Annotated in this window: 16 protein-coding genes and 1 tRNA gene; 9 read left to right on the top strand and 8 right to left on the bottom strand. The window is 42.1% G+C overall.

What is annotated here, in order from left to right:
* Positions 1-17: 17 nt before the first annotated feature.
* Positions 18-734, top strand: coding sequence for a tRNA (guanosine(18)-2'-O)-methyltransferase TrmH (gene trmH / locus J8Z25_RS02795; protein WP_130049731.1), 717 nt, complete (start codon positions 18-20; stop codon positions 732-734).
* Positions 735-773: 39 nt separating this feature from the next.
* Positions 774-2,855: an ATP-dependent DNA helicase RecG gene (recG, locus tag J8Z25_RS02790; RefSeq protein ID WP_250661644.1), complete on the top strand. Its 2,082-nt coding sequence runs from the start codon at positions 774-776 to the stop codon at positions 2,853-2,855.
* A gap of 104 nt (positions 2,856-2,959) precedes the next feature.
* On the opposite strand, the gene J8Z25_RS02785 is transcribed toward recG, so the two are convergent.
* Together J8Z25_RS02785 and J8Z25_RS02780 are read right to left on the bottom strand one after the other, a co-directional pair.
* Positions 2,960-3,892, bottom strand: a complete 933-nt coding sequence (locus J8Z25_RS02785; protein WP_250661643.1) for a porin — start codon at positions 3,890-3,892, stop codon at positions 2,960-2,962.
* A 196-nt stretch (positions 3,893-4,088) separates the two neighbouring features.
* The gene (locus tag J8Z25_RS02780) at positions 4,089-4,943 is read right to left on the bottom strand and encodes a LysR family transcriptional regulator (RefSeq protein WP_250661642.1); all 855 of its coding nucleotides are present in this window, start codon (positions 4,941-4,943) and stop codon (positions 4,089-4,091) included.
* Positions 4,944-5,033: 90 nt separating this feature from the next.
* Here J8Z25_RS02780 and J8Z25_RS02775 point away from each other — a divergent pair, with 90 nt between their 5' ends.
* The gene (locus J8Z25_RS02775) at positions 5,034-5,408 is read left to right on the top strand and encodes a MaoP family protein (protein ID WP_130049734.1); all 375 of its coding nucleotides are present in this window, start codon (positions 5,034-5,036) and stop codon (positions 5,406-5,408) included.
* A 78-nt stretch (positions 5,409-5,486) separates the two neighbouring features.
* Entirely contained in the window at positions 5,487-6,722 is a 1,236-nt protein-coding gene (locus tag J8Z25_RS02770; RefSeq protein ID WP_167659153.1) for a GGDEF domain-containing response regulator, read from the top strand.
* Positions 6,723-6,724: 2 nt separating this feature from the next.
* Here J8Z25_RS02770 and rarD read toward each other — a convergent pair whose 3' ends face one another.
* Positions 6,725-7,648 (bottom strand): EamA family transporter RarD, encoded by a 924-nt coding sequence (gene rarD, locus J8Z25_RS02765; protein WP_130052203.1) that lies wholly within the window; start codon positions 7,646-7,648, stop codon positions 6,725-6,727.
* A 225-nt stretch (positions 7,649-7,873) separates the two neighbouring features.
* Between rarD and recQ the strand changes: the two genes are divergently transcribed.
* From recQ to J8Z25_RS02745, 4 genes are all read left to right on the top strand, one after another.
* A complete protein-coding gene (gene recQ / locus J8Z25_RS02760; RefSeq protein WP_130049736.1) occupies positions 7,874-9,697 on the top strand; it encodes a DNA helicase RecQ in 1,824 nt (607 codons plus the stop codon).
* A 7-nt stretch (positions 9,698-9,704) separates the two neighbouring features.
* Entirely contained in the window at positions 9,705-10,001 is a 297-nt protein-coding gene (locus J8Z25_RS02755; RefSeq protein ID WP_130049737.1) for a DUF3630 family protein, read from the top strand.
* 67 nt (positions 10,002-10,068) lie between these two features.
* The gene (locus J8Z25_RS02750) at positions 10,069-11,784 is read left to right on the top strand and encodes a BamA/TamA family outer membrane protein (RefSeq protein WP_167659155.1); all 1,716 of its coding nucleotides are present in this window, start codon (positions 10,069-10,071) and stop codon (positions 11,782-11,784) included.
* 65 nt (positions 11,785-11,849) lie between these two features.
* Complete coding sequence (locus J8Z25_RS02745; protein WP_105174932.1) at positions 11,850-12,410, top strand: mechanosensitive ion channel domain-containing protein; 561 nt, start codon at positions 11,850-11,852, stop codon at positions 12,408-12,410.
* A gap of 40 nt (positions 12,411-12,450) precedes the next feature.
* Here the strand turns inward: J8Z25_RS02745 and J8Z25_RS02740 are convergent, their stop codons facing one another.
* The 3 genes from J8Z25_RS02740 to J8Z25_RS02730 are packed head-to-tail and all read right to left on the bottom strand — an operon-like array spanning position 12,451 to position 14,929.
* Positions 12,451-13,509, bottom strand: a complete 1,059-nt coding sequence (locus J8Z25_RS02740; RefSeq protein ID WP_130049739.1) for a succinylglutamate desuccinylase/aspartoacylase family protein — start codon at positions 13,507-13,509, stop codon at positions 12,451-12,453.
* 33 nt (positions 13,510-13,542) lie between these two features.
* Complete coding sequence (rimK, locus tag J8Z25_RS02735; RefSeq protein ID WP_250661641.1) at positions 13,543-14,448, bottom strand: 30S ribosomal protein S6--L-glutamate ligase; 906 nt, start codon at positions 14,446-14,448, stop codon at positions 13,543-13,545.
* 58 nt (positions 14,449-14,506) lie between these two features.
* Positions 14,507-14,929 carry an ATP-dependent zinc protease family protein gene (locus tag J8Z25_RS02730; RefSeq protein WP_250661640.1) on the bottom strand — a complete coding sequence of 141 codons (423 nt, stop codon included), beginning with the start codon at positions 14,927-14,929 and terminating at the stop codon, positions 14,507-14,509.
* Between the two features lie 148 nt (positions 14,930-15,077).
* On the opposite strand from J8Z25_RS02730, the gene zntB reads away from it, so the two are divergent.
* Complete coding sequence (zntB, locus tag J8Z25_RS02725) at positions 15,078-16,049, top strand: zinc transporter ZntB (RefSeq protein ID WP_130049741.1); 972 nt, start codon at positions 15,078-15,080, stop codon at positions 16,047-16,049.
* On the opposite strand, the gene J8Z25_RS02720 is transcribed toward zntB, so the two are convergent.
* Together J8Z25_RS02720 and J8Z25_RS02715 are read right to left on the bottom strand one after the other, a co-directional pair.
* A complete protein-coding gene (locus tag J8Z25_RS02720; protein ID WP_167659156.1) occupies positions 16,044-16,265 on the bottom strand; it encodes a Rho-binding antiterminator in 222 nt (73 codons plus the stop codon). The genes zntB and J8Z25_RS02720 overlap by 6 nt on opposite strands.
* Positions 16,266-16,328: 63 nt before the next feature.
* Positions 16,329-16,403 (bottom strand) — tRNA-Arg (locus tag J8Z25_RS02715).
* Positions 16,404-16,538 lie beyond the last annotated feature (135 nt).

The following is a 16,538-nucleotide window of genomic DNA, read 5'->3' as shown; positions in this document are numbered from 1 at the left end:
TCAACGAGCACACAACTATGGATACAACTCGCTTTGAGCGTGTTAAGCGCGTATTAGATCGCCGCCAAACGGACCTAACGGTTTGTTTAGAAGAAGTACACAAGCATCATAATTTATCTGCTATTGCCCGCACAGCAGACGCAACGGGCTGCCATCACGTACATGCTGTATGGCCAGAGAATCAAAAATGGTTAACCAACAATACCTCAGGCGGTAGTAAGAACTGGCTAGAAACCCACTTACATCGTGATATCGATGAGGCCGTTGCCATGATGCGTGCTCACAACCCTGAAGTACAAATTTTAGCAACTCACTTAACAGATGATGCAGTCGACTTTCGCGAAATCGACTACACCAAACCAACAGCTGTCATTGTTGGCCAAGAACGAGACGGTATTTCATCACGCGCCCTCGCGCACGCTGATAAAAACATCATCATCCCAATGCAAGGAATGGTGCAGTCTCTTAATGTATCCGTAGCAGCAGCGCTTATTCTATTTGAAGCACAGCGCCAAAGGGAAGAAGCTGGGCTTTACAACCGAGATATGCTTGATGCCAGAATTAAGCATCGTATCTTGTTTGAAGGCTGCCACCCTATTATTGCAGAACAATGCCGCGAAAAAGAGCTGCCGTACCCTGAGCTTGATGAAAATGGTGATATTGTTGCTGATGAAACGTTCTGGAACATTTTAAAACACACGCAACCGCTTGAAGCTACTAACGAGTGCAAGTAAACTGAAAAACAGTCTACTAATTAATAATTTGAGTCACTTTTGAGTCATCCTAGCTTAGCGTTATACCCAATTACAGAATTAAAAGGCGTCGGCCCGAAAATGGCCGAGCGTCTTGCTAAGCTAAATATTGAGACGGTGCAAGACATGCTGTTTCATTTGCCTCACCGCTATGAAGACCGCACCCGCATTCACCCAATCTGCGAACTCCAACCTCATAGTCATGTTAGTGTTGAAGCCACGATTGAAACCAGCCAAATCACCTTTGGTAAAAGACGCATGCTGGTTTGCCAAGTCAATGATGGTACAGGCCGTTTAACACTCAGGTTTTTTAACTTTAGTGCGGCTCAAAAAAACGCTTTAAGTACAGGTAAAATCATTCGCTGCTTTGGTGAGATCCGCCGTGGTCGTGTTGGTTATGAAATGACACACCCAGAATACAGCTTATCGGATACCCCATCTGAGCAACCAACGAACACAACGCTGACACCAGTATACCCAGTTACTGAAGGTCTTAAGCAGTTATCTATTCGTGCACTTAGCGATCAGGCGCTTGCTCTATTACGTAAATACCCAGTAGAAGAACTACTGCCAGAGCAGTTTCAGGCAACTGGAATGCGCTTAGCCGATGCTTTAATGACTTTACATCGCCCACAAAACGATATTGATTTAACAGCTCTAGAGCAAGGTATGCACCCTGCCCAACAACGTTTAGTCTTTGAAGAGTTACTAGCCCAAAACTTAAGCCTATTAAAGCTGCGGCAAAAAGGGCAAACCGTAAAAGCAGTTGCATTAAAGCCTCATAATCAGCTTGAGCAGCAATTTTTAGCTAATTTAGCCTTTAGCCCAACCAATGCACAAAGTCGTGTCGTGGCAGAAATAAAAGGTGACTTGCAGCACCCATTTCCAATGATGCGCTTAGTGCAAGGCGATGTAGGCTCTGGTAAAACCTTAGTCGCAGCGCTCAGCGCACTGACCGCGATAAGCGAAGGGTACCAAGTAGCTTTAATGGCACCTACTGAGATTTTATCAGAGCAACATGGCATCAACTTTAGCCAATGGTTTAATCAATTAGGAATTGAAGTCGCTTGGTTAGGTGGCAAAAGTAAAGGTAAAGAGCGCGCAACGACTCTTGAAAAAATTGCCTCAGGGGAAGCGCAAATGATTGTTGGCACCCATGCATTATTCCAAGAGCAGGTTGAGTTTAACAACCTGGTATTAATTATTATTGATGAGCAACATCGCTTTGGTGTTCATCAGCGCTTATCACTGCGTGAAAAAGGCCGCTTTGGTGACTGTTATCCACACCAATTAGTAATGACTGCAACACCTATCCCGCGAACCTTAGCAATGACGGCCTATGCAGACTTAGAAACCTCAGTGATTGATGAGTTACCACCTGGTAGAACGCCTATTACCACAGTGGCTATTCCTGATACCCGTCGCGACGAAATTATCCAGCGCGTTAGAACAGCCTGCACAGAGCAAGGTCGGCAAGTGTATTGGGTTTGCACCCTGATTGATGAATCTGAAGTTCTGCAATGCCAAGCCGCCGAAGATAGCGCTGAGCAATTAAAAGCAGCATTGCCAGAATTAAACGTTGGCTTAGTGCATGGCCGGATGAAAGCCGCAGAAAAACAAGCCATTATGAGTGAGTTTAAAGCCGGGAATATTCATGTACTCGTTGCCACAACAGTGATTGAAGTGGGTGTTGATGTGCCCAATGCCAGCCTTATTATTATAGAGAATCCTGAGCGGCTAGGGCTCGCACAACTCCACCAGCTACGTGGCCGTGTTGGTCGAGGAGCTACAGCGTCACACTGTGTTTTACTTTATCATGCGCCATTATCAGCGACGGCTCAAAAACGCTTAGGTGTGCTGCGTGAAAGTAATGATGGCTTTGTTATCGCTGAGCGAGATCTCGAAATTCGTGGCCCAGGTGAAGTACTTGGCACCAAACAAACTGGCTTAGCTGAATTTAAAATTGCCGACCTCAACCGCGATAAACAAACACTCAATCATGTTAGACCAATAGCCTTCAAAATTTTAAACGACTACCCAGAACTAACCGATAAATTGATTCAGCGCTGGCTTGCTGGCAAATCAAACTACGCACAAGCTTAACCATTCAAGCAAGCTAACTACGGTAAAAATTTTATTTCTAGAGCAATAAAAAAGCCCAGCTAATTAACTGGGCTGACAAGTTAGAGAGTTATCCCAGTGTTGGGTTAGAACTTATATTCAATACCAACACCTAAGTAATCTTGGTCAACTTGATTGTCTGTATCAAACGTCGAGTAGAAACCAAATACTTTAGTATTTTTGCTTAGCTTGTGATCAACACCTGCAGAAATAGCTGTTTTCTTATCGCCTTCATCAAAGTCAATTACTTGGTACTGTACTTTGAAAGTGTTGCTATTCATTTGGTAAGCAGCATTTACTAAGTAACCATCAGCTTCTGCACTACCATCCACTTTTTCTTGTGTTTGGTACATAGCACCTAGTTTGAAGTCACCTAGTTTACCTTGTACTGTTGCACGAACAATGTCGTAGCCTTTTACTTCGCTGTCAGCTGCAACTGATGCATAAAGTTTGCTTTCTTTAAGTTTTGCATCGCCGTAAGTTAGCGCTACTGAGTAACCATCATCAGCATCTACATCATCTTCAGCTACATAAGTTGCTAATACTTTGAAGCCACTGAAGTCTTTAGAAGCATAAGAAATTGTGTCGCCTAAACGGTTTTCACCTTTAAATGCGTTCTTGATATCTCCTTCAAGGTCATTGAATAAATCAACTTTACCTTGAGATTGCTTCATTGCTGTATCGTTACGGCCGATAACAACTTGACCAAAGCTACCTTTCACACCCACATATTGGTTACGAGCAGTAATGTTATCGTCATTGTCGCCTTTTGAATCAGCGTCAGATACGTCTACACCAAACTCAAATTTATAAACAGCTTCTAGGCCTTCAGAAATTTTTTCTGAACCTTTTAACCCAAAACGTGAGTTATTGCTTTTAATTTCAGTGAAAGACCCTTCGCCATCATCTGATGATTGAACAGTCACGTTTGCTTTACCATATACATCTACATCAGCTAATGCAGAAAAAGATAAACCACCAAATAAAGCTAGGAATAAGCTAGACTTTGCAAATTTCATGTCGTTTCCTCAATAATCGCAACAAAAAACACATACTGTGTTTCAATGCGCGCAGTGTGACAGCAAAAAATGACAAAAAGATGACAATTGAAACAAAAACGTCAATTTACCTTCATAAAATATAATTATTTCTGAAATAAAAACGTAACCTACTGTTGCGGCATTAAATTTTTATAAAAGCTAAGTTAAATTAATTTTAAGCCTTTATTTGCAGCTCAGTTAATAATGTCACTAATTTCTCTAATAGAGGGGTTTGTTCATTATCTCTGTGGTAAGCAACAAATACATCTCGCGAGGTATGTGCAACATCTTCAACATGATAAAGCTCACCAGATTTAAGCTGCTCTTCGACTAATAATTGTGGAATGAAGGCACTGCCGCCGCATTTTAATATTAAATCGAGTGCAATACGCCCGGTGCTGGTTCTGAAATAAGGGGGAGCATGGCCATTAAACTCTCGGGCATGCCATAACGAAAAGGTTGTTCCCCAATCAACATAAACATATTGATTATCGAAAAAGTTTTCGCTGTTTGCAGTTTCAAAAGCGCTCACAGGAATAATAGGGAGTTCACAAATTCGTTGAACAATCAGCTCATCAACTTTAGGGGGATCAAATAATACCGCTAGATCTAATGTACGTTCAAGCAATAAGCGAGTACTCTCTTGCTGTGCTTTTACTTCAGCGACTAGCGATACACCCGGCATAGCAGAAACAATGTTTGTAATACCAAACTGCAAAAAAGCATCCCATATATTAGGTGTGCCCGCTAAACTAATTTGTTTATGCATATTATCAGCAAGCGCCACATCAACTTTTGCTCGTTGCATCCCCGTTATGATCATTTGTGCGTGTGGCAGTAATCGCTCACCCGGTGCCGTTAACTGAATGTTGTTTCGTTGACGAATAAATAAGTTAACGCCTAAACCTTGCTCTAATTGTCGGATCCGAAAACTTACCGCAGACTGTGTAATATATAAATTTTCAGCTGCTTTACCAAAATGGCGCGTACGAACCACTTCAACAAAAGTCTTCAATAAATCGATATCCATTTTTTACCCTTACGATAAAAATAATTTGTTTAATAAAATCGACAACTTGATCCATACTCCAGCAAGAAAATAGGGCATGAGGATAAAGCCATGAGCAATGACATTTCATCACTTCGTCAAGCATTTGCAAGCCAACGTCAATTCTATGATGATCAAAATTTCCCACGCGGTTTTGGTCGTAGTGGTCACTTCACTTTGCTAGAAGCCGACATTCTCGAGCAGCATGGTGTTGTTCTAAAGGGTTTATACAACAAAACCCTAGAACCACAAAATGAATTTCAAACTCAATTTGTACAAGTTGTTACCGGTAACCTTGAAGCGACCAATCCAATTGAGCGCGCTTGGATCAAATACCTTAAGCAAACAACCTGCAAAACTAAGTTTCATACCTTATTTGGGCGCTCTCGTATTGCGAGCCCAACAACACAAAGTGTTGAATATTATTCTGAGTCAGATAGCCTATAACAATTTGCTTTTTTACCCTTTTAGGGTTAAAACTTGTAATAACTTTTGTTTCGCCAGTAAGTTATTTCAAGGCAAGTTGTGACTCGAAGAATATTAATAATTGAAGATACGCCAACCATTGCGCGAGTGCAAAAGCACATCGCGCAAAAAGTTGGCTATGAAGCCGACATTGCTGGTAACTTAGCTGAGGCAAAAGAGCTTATTAGCAAGCACAGTTACTTTTGTGCAGTAGTAGACTTTATTCTGCCTGACGCACCAACCGGAGAAGCAGTTCCCTGTACTATCGCTGCCGACATTCCCACCATTGTAATGACCGGCAATCTTGACGAAACAACACGTAATATCGTTGAAAAACATCCCATCATTGATTACATCACCAAAGAAAATAAACAAGCCTATCAATACTTAGAAAAACAACTTGCTCGATTACCTCGTAATGAGCAAATATTGGTATTAGTGGTCGATGATTCAGCGGCAACACGCCACCATATTTGTAACTTATTAACTCGTCACAAATACCAAACCATTGAAGCTGTTGATGGTGTTGATGCTTTAAAAGTACTGGCTGAAAACCCAAAAATATCGGTGATCATTACCGATAACGAAATGCCGAATATGAATGGGGATGAGCTCTGTGTTGAAATTCGCCGTTTATATTCTAACGATGAAAAAGCCATAATCGGCATTTCTGCACTCGATACTCTGCATTTATCAACGCGCTTTTTAAAATCTGGCGCTGACGATTACCTTCGCAAGCCATTTAATAATGAAGAGTTCTATTGTCGGCTAAGCCAAAACGTCGACATGCTTGAAAACATTAAAACAATTCGTTTGCAGGCAAACACTGATTACCTCACTAAACTCCCTAATCGCCGCTATTTCTTCGGTGAAGCAAACAATCACCTAAAAGCTGCAAAAATGTCAGATACCTCAGTCTCTTTAGCCATGATTGATATTGACCACTTTAAATCAATTAACGATAACTATGGTCATGATGCAGGTGATGAAGTACTTAAAGGTTTATCACAATGTATGGCGAAGTATTTTGGAGATAATTTAGTAGGCCGCTTCGGTGGTGAAGAATTTGCGGTGTACTTTGCGGATCAAGATCCACAAGAATCGTTACAGCGTTTAGAAAAATTCCGTTTGTTTGTCGAAAAACACAGCTCTGAATTTAGCAAAGACCACATCAAGTTTACGCTGTCGATTGGTTTTCATAATGGGCCCATTTATAGTTTGGATGAACTAATAAAACAGGCCGATTTAAAGCTTTATCAAGCAAAAGACTCTGGCCGCAACAAATTAGTAAGCTAAGCCTATACAGGCTTAGTCACTGCCTCTAACTGCGCTTTGCGTTGCTTTCGACTTTGACGATACGAATCCCAGCTGAATAATGCTAAAGCACTCCAAATACACGCAAAAGTCACCACACGCTCAGCATCAAATACTTCACCGTAAAACGCCACGGCAAGCATAAACATTAAACTTGGGCCTATGTACTGAAAGAAGCCAAGCGTACTGTATTGCAGGCGCTTTGCGGCACCGGTAAAACATAACAGTGGTAAAGTTGTCACCACACCGGCACTAATGAGTAATAAGTTAATGTGCCAATCATTTGCAGTTAAATCAGAGCTTGCTGATGGCGCCATCAACCACCAATAAATAAGTGCAACAGGTAATAAAATAAGCGCTTCGAGCAATAATCCTGGTAATGACTCGATTGGTAACTTTTTACGTAATAGACCATAAATAGCAAACGAGCTAGCCAGCGAGAAAGCAACTACGGGGAATGAACCAAAGCTCACAAGCTGTAGCAACACACCACAAAGCGCTAGACCAACCGCAACACCTTGCCATTTACGCAGCCGCTCACCTAAAAACAACATACCCAATAACACATTGAGTAATGGATTTATGTAATAACCTAAACTGGCATCAAGCATATGATTATTGTTCACTGCCCAAATAAATAAGCCCCAGTTAAAGCCTAGTAAGCTTGCTGTTATCACCAACATCAATAGTAATTTAGGCTGTCCAAGAACCACACGAATACGCTGCCATTGATGACGAGCAGCAATGATAAGAAGTAAAAACAACACCGACCAAATAACACGGTGCATTAAGATTTCAAAAGCAGAAATCTGCTGTAGAAACTTAAAGTAAATGGGCGCAAGACCCCACATAAAAAAGGCTAAACAAGCGAAAATGACGCCTTTTCGCTGCTCAATGTTGGTAGGCATAAGTTTGGCTTTATAGTTTAAAAACCTTATTTTACGCCCCCTCAGCAGTGACGCAACCAAAACGCGCTAAATAAACCCATGTATTTACTTCTTAAAAGGGACTGCCATTGTTGCAAAGTAACGCCTTGATATTAAGCACCTGTGAAACGCTGAATTCTGCATTTTAAGGTCGTTTGGGTATATTGCTAAAGACATCGCAATAAAAAACCACTAAAATGCTCGGCGATGAATACCAATACCGCAACGTCCAACACACCCGTTCGATCACCACAAGCCGTACTCAAACAAGTGTTTGGTTACAAGGATTTTCGTGATGGCCAAGAAGCGATTATAGCCGCTGCGCTAGACGGACAAGACTCGCTTGTACTCCTACCAACTGGTGGGGGCAAATCATTGTGCTATCAAGTGCCTGCTTTGATCCTCGATGGTGTGACTGTGGTTATCTCGCCGCTTATTTCCTTGATGCAAGACCAAGTAGCCCAACTAAGAGCACTCGGCGTACAAGCGGCATACATCAATAACAGCCTGCCTTTTGAAGAGCAACAAGCTGTCTATCAACAATTGCACTACGGGCAAATTAAGCTGTTGTATGTAGCACCTGAAAAAGTACTGCAACACGAATTTTTAGAGCGTTTAAGTCATTTAAAACTCGCACTCTTTGCGATTGATGAAGCTCACTGTGTGTCGCATTGGGGTCATGACTTTAGACCGCATTACTGTAGACTCAACGAATTAAAGCAACGCTTTACACATGTGCCTATGATGGCACTTACAGCAACGGCAGATAAAGCAACCCGTTACGATATTATTGAACAACTTCAGCTTAACCACCCTTACGTGCATACTGGTAGCTTCGATAGACCTAACATTCGTTACACCATAGAAGAAAAATTCAAACCTATGGTGCAACTACTTCGTTATTTAAAAGAACAGCAAAATCAAAGTGGTATTATTTATTGCACCAGCCGTAAACGGGTTGATGATGTAGCCGAAAAACTTGCTGATGCAGGATTTAATGCCGCAGCCTACCATGCAGGTATGAGTAACGAGCAACGCCAATTTGTGCAATCAGGCTTTGCCCGTGACGATATTCAAATTGTGGTTGCAACTGTTGCCTTTGGCATGGGAATTAATAAACCTAACGTACGTTTTGTGGTGCATTACGATATTCCAAAAAGTATCGAAGCTTATTACCAAGAAACCGGTCGTGCTGGTCGTGATGGTTTGGCTGCAGAAGCCATTATGTATTTTGACCCGGCAGACATAGGCCGCGTACGCCGCTTTTTTGAAGATATCGAAGACGAACAACGTCGTCGTGTTGAAGAACAGCGCTTTAATGCTATGGCCAGCTTTGCGGAAGCGCAAACATGCCGTAGACAAATTTTGCTCAATTATTTTAGTGAATATAAGCGCGAAACCTGTGGCAACTGTGACATTTGCTTAAACCCACCCACTAGCTTTGATGGCACACTTGTCGCACAACAAGCTTTGTCGTGTGTGTATCGTGCTGAGCAACGGTTTGGGATTGGTTATATCGTTGAGCTGCTGCGCGGCGCAAACACTAGCCGCATTCGTGATAACAATCACCACCAGCTTAGTACTTATGGCATAGGAAAAGAGCACAGTGTGGAATTTTGGCTCAGTATTTTAAGGCAACTCATCCATCAAGGATTATTAAGCCAAGACATTACCCAGGGCTCTTCATTACGCTTAACAGAAGCCGCCCGTGCGGTTCTTAAAAGTGAATATGCACTGCAACTTGCTGAACCTCGATTACAGGCGAAACATGTATACCAAGATAAACTCGCCCAGTTTAATTACGACAAAAAGCTGTTTGCTAAATTACGCGCCTTACGTAAAGAGTTGGCAGATGCCGATGATGTGCCACCTTATGTGGTATTCAATGATAAAACCCTTGCAGAAATGGCGCAGTTAATGCCAACCAACGACAGTGAGTTTTTAAAGGTATCGGGAGTTGGTTTTACTAAACTAAATAAGTACGGCGCACCATTTTTAAATACCATTCGCGACTATCTTGCCGCTAATTAGGACTGCTATGACTGAACTAACGTATGATGCCGAGCATGAAATTATTCTCGTAACGTCGAATGAGCTGCCACACGACGAAGACTTTGAACTTTGGGCTACGCTTTTCTTACACGCTCCAGCAATAACAACCGCTGATTTTGATGCTGGCGCTGATCGTCATCAATTACGCTTTCACTTTACAGATCATAGTTTTAATCTAAACTTTGAACATTACAGTGAAAGTATTTGGATTAATGCTGAGGGCATAGAAGCCAGTGCAGCTTTACCACAACTTCATCAGTATTTAGTCGCGCAATTACAATAATAAGCTAGACTTTTTACCTCGCTTAGTATGTAGTAGTTGTATAGGACATACTCAACTAAGGGTGTAAATGGGATTTAAGAAGTCGCACTTTGTTGCTAGGTTAATAACACTATTACCAATCTGCATAGCAGCAAATGTTCATGCAGAGCAGTTATTTACTGACGATAGTAATTATTGTCAAAACCAACGCACACTTAAATCACAAGATAATAACTTACGCCGCCAGCTCGATGCCGACAACCCACTCCCCGATGCTGCTAATAACCGTAAAATAGTCTCCATTGAACTTGAACAACTAAACGTCTTTAACACTGAGCTTGAAGAAGAAAATAACTTTTTATTCCGCTTTGCCAATCGGGCTCACATGACCACAGAACCTAATGTAATACACAGCGTTTTATTGTTCGAAGAAGGTGATGTGTATAACCCACGTAAATTGTTAGAGTCTGAGCGATTGCTGCGTAAACAAGGTTATCTATATGATGCACGTATCAACGCAAAGCTTGATTGTGATGGCAACGTACATGTAAAAGTAATTACTCGCGATCTGTGGACCTTATTACCAGAAATAAGCTTTAGCCGCAGTGGCGGAGAAAATGAGTCGAGTATCGGGTTTCGTGAATCTAACTTTTTGGGTTGGGGTAAGCGGGTCTCATTTAGTCGCACCCGTGATGCAGACCGAACAGGTTACCTATTTGTTTATGACGATCCGCATATTTTCTCGAGCCGGTATCAAGGCCGTTTTGAATACTCAGATAACGACGACGGTAAGCGTCATTACCTCGATGTAAGCTACCCGTTTTTCTCAATAGATACGCCATACAGTTACGGTGTTACAAGTTACTCAGATCAACGTCGAGAGTCACTTTATTACCGAGGTGATGTGGTCAATGAGTTTGAACAAAAAACGGTACTAAACCGCGCTTACTTTGGTCACTCATCACAACTTGGTAATAGCTGGACTCAACGTATTAAGCTTGGCATCGAAAACCGCGAAGAAACCTTTAAAGAAACGCCATTCACGCGCTTCCCAATTGCTGAAGACCGTACCCTGAGTTACCCCTACATTAGTGGCCAATGGTTTGAAGATCATTACGTTAAGGTGAGAAACTTCGATAGCATCTACCGTACAGAAGATTTAAACCTCGGTTGGAATATTCATGCTTTATTAGGTTATTCAAGTAAAGATTTTAGCGACGATGCCAGCCGCACTATTTATTCGTTATCGTTATCAAAAGCGCATTACTCTGGAGACAACCAGTTATGGCGTTTTAAGGCAGACCTTGATGGCTACTGGAATGAAGAAATCGATGATGTCGAAAACCTGTTTGCCAGCACGCAACTACAGTACTACCTAAATACCACACTTAGACAAAGCTGGTACGCCAAAGTACGCTTACAATATGCTGAAAACCTGACTGCTGATAAACAGCTTACTATTGGTGGTGAGAACGGCCTACGTGGTTACCCGCTAGACTACCAAGTAGGCGACCGTAGCTTTTTAGTGACTTTAGAGAAGCGCTACTACTGGGAGTATGACTTATTACAATTGTTCAAAGTTGGTGGTGCCGCGTTCTATGATATTGGTAGAGCTTGGTATAACGACAAAGATAATGGCACGAATGGAGGCGTGCTACAAAATGTGGGTTTAGGTCTGCGCTTAGCACCAAGTAGAGCAAATGCCGGTACTGTTATTCACCTAGATATTGCCGCACCAATTAATAAACAAGATGACGATATTGACTCAGTGCAATGGCTAGTAACAGTTAAAAATACCTTTTAAGGTAGTGTTATTGTTAAGCTAAAAAGCTAGAATCGATATGAAAAATATTTAACTTAGGATCCCTTTTGGACTTCGTCGAATTCTTTAATGAGCAATACCACTTAATCGTAACTATCATTGCGATCTTGCTCTACCCGCTACTGCGTAAAACCACTAAAAAACTGCTTTTAAAAGCAATTAAAGGCAAAGCTGATCCGCATCGTGAATACCGTGCCGAGCTGTTGCTCAATATCATTCTTGCTATTGTCATGCTGTGTTTAGTCTTGGTTTTTTGGGGTATAGAACTGCGCGGCTTGTTAGTACTAGGCTCATCAATTTTTGCCATGCTGGGTGTCGCGCTTTTTGCTGCCTGGTCGTTGCTGAGTAACCTAACAGCTTTCTTACTCATGTTTATTCAAAACGACTGTCGCGTTGGCTTTTGGGTGAGAGTGATTGACGGTGCAAACTTCTTAGAAGGCCGCATTATTGAAATGGGCTTGATGAACGTAGTGCTTGAGCATGTTGATGGTCACAAAGTGATTTACCCAAACAACATCTTTGTCACCCGCCCTGTGATGGTGTTAAAAAACCCACCTACAGCGACTAAAGCGCCAACCATAAAACGTATTTTAGGCCCAAAAAAATAAAAGCCGCAATTTGCGGCTTTTTAATATTTTGATTAAACGGCTAGTTATTTAACTCTGCGGTTTTTAACTCGTCTTCAATATCACTTATTTCATCAATAAAGTTTTCGAGCTGTTGTTCAACTAGGCTGTTTGCGTGAGCAAAGTAAGCAAGGTGGAACACGGCATCTCCCTCGTTGACAAGCGGCATGGTTTGCTGACCTATTACGATACCACTGCGTGGCGCCAGTAACTCAAGCTCAGCATCACCAAGTGGGCTGCTTATATAGGCAAGTACCTGCCCTTTCATTACTCGCTCACCCAGTGATACCTGTGCACGAACAATACCGTCAACTTCGGCACGTATCCAACTTGTTGAGCTTGCAATTACCGGTTCTGGCAGCTTTTTAGCTCGCTTGCCGCGCACCATTTTTAAATGGCGCATCACATAGTCAACACCTTGCACACCTGCAGCAATTGCAATTGGGTCAAAGCGTAGCGCTTCGCCGGCTTCATAGGTAATAACGGGTATTCCTAAATTGGCCGCTTCACTGCGTAATGAACCATTACGAAGTGACGCATCAATCACCGCTGGCGTGCCAAAAGCTTTTGCCATCGCAGCCGTTGCAGGGTCACTCAAATTAGCGCGAATTTGCGGCAAGTTAGTTCGGTGAATTGCGCCCGTATGTAAATCAATAATATGCGTACAATGCATTGCAACTTGAGTAAAAAAAGCATTCGCCATTCGCCCTGCTAACGAGCCTCGTGTTGAGCCCGGAAAACTGCGGTTCATGTCACGGCGGTCTGGTAAATAGCGTGACTTGTGAATAAAGCCAAACACATTCACAATCGGTACCGCAATAATAGTACCGCGCAATTGCTCTGGGTCGATTTTAGCAAGCAACTGCCTAACAACCTCAACACCATTGAGCTCATCACCGTGAATTGCAGCACATACCATTAATACAGGCCCTTGCTGCACACCATTGACGACTTCAATTGGAATATTTAACGGCGAGTGGGTGTAAAGCTTGGCAGCTTCAATCGCAAATGTTTTACGTTCGCCAACACCCACCGTATCACCTAAAATTGAAAACGGTGTATTTTTCTTAACCTTAGCCACGCACTTTTCCTTTTAATAGAGCGCTTATATTACTTAACCTTTACCACGAGTTGCTGTTCTTTTTGATGCCGCTGTTTTTTCAATAAACTCGACAATCATGCCTGCAATGTCTTTACCGGTTGCAACTTCAATACCTTCAAGGCCTGGTGATGAGTTTACTTCCATGACCAACGGACCACGTGCAGAGCGAAGTAAATCAACACCCGCTACGTTTAAGCCCATCGCTTTAGCAGCTGCAACCGCTGTTTTTCTTTCTTCTGGAGTAATACGAACCAAAGTCGCACTACCACCACGGTGTAAGTTAGAACGGAACTCACCTTCTTGCGCTTGACGCTTCATCGCCGCAATTACTTTATCGCCTAGTACGAAGCAGCGAATGTCAGCACCGCCCGCTTCTTTAATGTATTCTTGCACCATGATATTGGCTTTTAAGCCCATAAATGCTTCGATTACACTTTCTGCAGCTTTGCGTGTTTCAGCTAATACCACACCGATACCTTGCGTACCTTCAAGTAGCTTAATAACGACTGGTGTGCCACCCACCATACTTAGTAAGTCTTTTACATCATCTGGTTTACTTGCAAAGCCTGTCACTGGCATACCTACACCTTTACGCGAAAGTAGCTGTAGTGAACGTAACTTATCGCGCGAGCGAGTGATCGCCACTGATTCATTGACAGGGAATACACCCATCATTTCAAACTGACGTAATACCGCACAGCCATAAAAGGTCACTGATGAACCAATACGCGGCACGATAGCATCAAAATCTTTTAAATTTTCACCACGGTAATGAATTTCTGGCTGCTCTGAATTGATATTCATATAACAACGAAGTGCATCAATTACTTTCACTTCATGGCCGCGCTGCTCTGCAGCTTCAATTAAGCGACGTGTTGAATATAAATTTTTGTTGCGAGATAAAATACCAAGTTTCATAGTTAAAAACCTTAACTGATAAACTCATACACGTAGCAACGTGTGATAAGTCCTTTTTCTATAATAAATGAGATAAAGCCGGATCAACGACTATGCGATTTTCCATTGCTGTACGCCCTAACAACATTCTAAACTTCATTGTTGAACGGTTACTTAAAGTCACCCTTACAGGCCAGCTTTGGGTTCCTGCGACTAATTTTGTTTCAATAAAGTAGCGTAGCTCACGCTGACCGCTTGAACTGGTCACATACTTACGCTCAACTACTTTGGCGCGACAATCTACCGTTGTTTCTACATCGTCTTGTAGAGGATGGGTAGAAAATTTCACCCATGCTTCGCCATTTTCTGAAAATTCCTCAATGTCAAAAGCATGAATACATGAGGTTCTTGCTCCGGTATCAACTTTTGCTTTGATTTTTTCGATTCCCAGTTCAGGCAGACCAAGCCATTCTCGCCAGCCAACAATAATTTTTGCGCTCATTAATGTGCCCTCTTTAAAAAAGTGTCTTATACGCTACGGAGCTAGAAACACCAACGAAATATATTTATCCACTCGATAAGTCGATTTAATTGACGTAGGCTAAACTATCATCAACTATATCGCACTATTTGTAAAACGAGAGTTCAATATGATCAATGGGTTACTTCATGTCTTAATTTTAGACGAACAAGGCGGTGCACGTGCTATTGAAAATAGTACTGAGCTGCAAAATTGGCAACCTGAACACGGAAAACTTTGGGTGCACATGGACTATAGCCAAGCTGAGGCCGTTGAATGGCTTGAGCAGAGTAACTTATTAACAGATTTCGAGCTTGAGTCCCTGATTGCTGATGAGACACGTCCACGTTTAAGCAAAGTCACTCATGGTAATATGCTATTTTTGCGTGGGGTTAACTTAAACCCTGCGCAAAGCCCAGAAGACATGGTCTCGTTACGCTTATTCATTAACGAAAACATCGTGATCACAACGCGTAAGCGCCGTTTATTATCGGTGCAAGATGTTGTTGAGTCGTTCGATGGCAGCAATGGCCCATGTTCAATCTCTGAATTAGTTTGCCAATTGGCGCAAAACCTAACGTCGCGTATGCAAGCTGTTATTGACAGTTTAGATGACACACTCGATGGCTTTGAAGATGAAATTGACGAACCTAATAAAGGCTTTGATCATCAATCATTAGCACAAATACGCCGCCAGACAATCGCGTTAAAACGTTATTTAAGACCACAAAAAGAAGCTCTTATCACTTTATTAAACAATAAGTATAAGTGGTTAGATGAAGACGATAAGGCACGCTTAAACGAAACAACCAATATGTTGATCCGTTACTTAGAAGAGCTAGATAGCTCAATTGAACGTGCGCAAATTATTCAACAAGCAATTACAAGCCAAGTGTCTGAGCAACTAAATCAACGTATGTATGTAATGTCGGTGGTTGCAGCACTATTTTTACCACTCGGCTTCTTAACAGGTTTACTGGGTGTAAACGTAGGTGGTATTCCGGGCACTGAAAGCCCTTATGCATTTAGTTTGTTTATTATTTTCTTGGTGGTGCTTACCGTAGGGATTGGCATTTACTTTAAAAATAAGAAATGGCTATAGCTCGACAACCTTTTTAATTAAATCAAGGCGAACGGCATGTTCGCCTTTTTTTGTGCTCAAAATTAAGTGCTCGCCCTCTGGGTTAATTATTTTAAGATTCTCAGCCTTTCCCTCTAACGGTTCACCAGATACTAAGGTAATTCGTAATAGGGACTTATGCATGCACCATAATTCGTATTTATCGTAGTCGCCACAGTCGATAGGTTGATAAGTCATTGGCTTTTTTGAGATTACTTAAGGAATAAATCGAGCTTAGAAGATATTAAAGTGAAGAGCAAATGGCGCTCTCGGCAGGGATCGAACCTGCAACTTAGCCTCCGGAGGGCCACGTGATATCCATTTCACCACGAGAGCACATTTGTCGTCGCCAATGCTAACTCGCGATATCAGCATGACAACCCGGCAATGATAATGGCATCTTGCCCTAAATGCTAGCATCGAGACCTTTATATGCACATAAATTCAGCAATTTGCATTAAAACACTTCAC

Source organism: Pseudoalteromonas sp. SCSIO 43101 (assembly GCF_023650775.1).
In the GTDB taxonomy this organism is placed as follows: domain Bacteria; phylum Pseudomonadota; class Gammaproteobacteria; order Enterobacterales; family Alteromonadaceae; genus Pseudoalteromonas; species Pseudoalteromonas apostichopi.
This window is presented reverse-complemented; position numbering and strand designations above follow the sequence as displayed.

Bases quoted from the DNA above. Each gene is read 5' to 3' on its own strand.
- J8Z25_RS02755 (WP_130049737.1), top strand. From the start codon at position 9,705: ATGACTGAACTAACGTATGATGCCGAGCATGAAATTATTCTCGTAACG.
- J8Z25_RS02780 (WP_250661642.1), bottom strand. From the start codon at position 4,943: ATGGATATCGATTTATTGAAGACTTTTGTTGAAGTGGTTCGTACGCGC.
- trmH (WP_130049731.1), top strand. From the start codon at position 18: ATGGATACAACTCGCTTTGAGCGTGTTAAGCGCGTATTAGATCGCCGC.
- J8Z25_RS02720 (WP_167659156.1), bottom strand. From the start codon at position 16,265: ATGACTTATCAACCTATCGACTGTGGCGACTACGATAAATACGAATTA.
- J8Z25_RS02750 (WP_167659155.1), top strand. From the start codon at position 10,069: ATGGGATTTAAGAAGTCGCACTTTGTTGCTAGGTTAATAACACTATTA.
- J8Z25_RS02785 (WP_250661643.1), bottom strand. From the start codon at position 3,892: ATGAAATTTGCAAAGTCTAGCTTATTCCTAGCTTTATTTGGTGGTTTA.
- J8Z25_RS02730 (WP_250661640.1), bottom strand. From the start codon at position 14,929: ATGAGCGCAAAAATTATTGTTGGCTGGCGAGAATGGCTTGGTCTGCCT.
- zntB (WP_130049741.1), top strand. From the start codon at position 15,078: ATGATCAATGGGTTACTTCATGTCTTAATTTTAGACGAACAAGGCGGT.
- recQ (WP_130049736.1), top strand. From the start codon at position 7,874: ATGAATACCAATACCGCAACGTCCAACACACCCGTTCGATCACCACAA.
- J8Z25_RS02775 (WP_130049734.1), top strand. From the start codon at position 5,034: ATGAGCAATGACATTTCATCACTTCGTCAAGCATTTGCAAGCCAACGT.
- rarD (WP_130052203.1), bottom strand. From the start codon at position 7,648: ATGCCTACCAACATTGAGCAGCGAAAAGGCGTCATTTTCGCTTGTTTA.
- rimK (WP_250661641.1), bottom strand. From the start codon at position 14,448: ATGAAACTTGGTATTTTATCTCGCAACAAAAATTTATATTCAACACGT.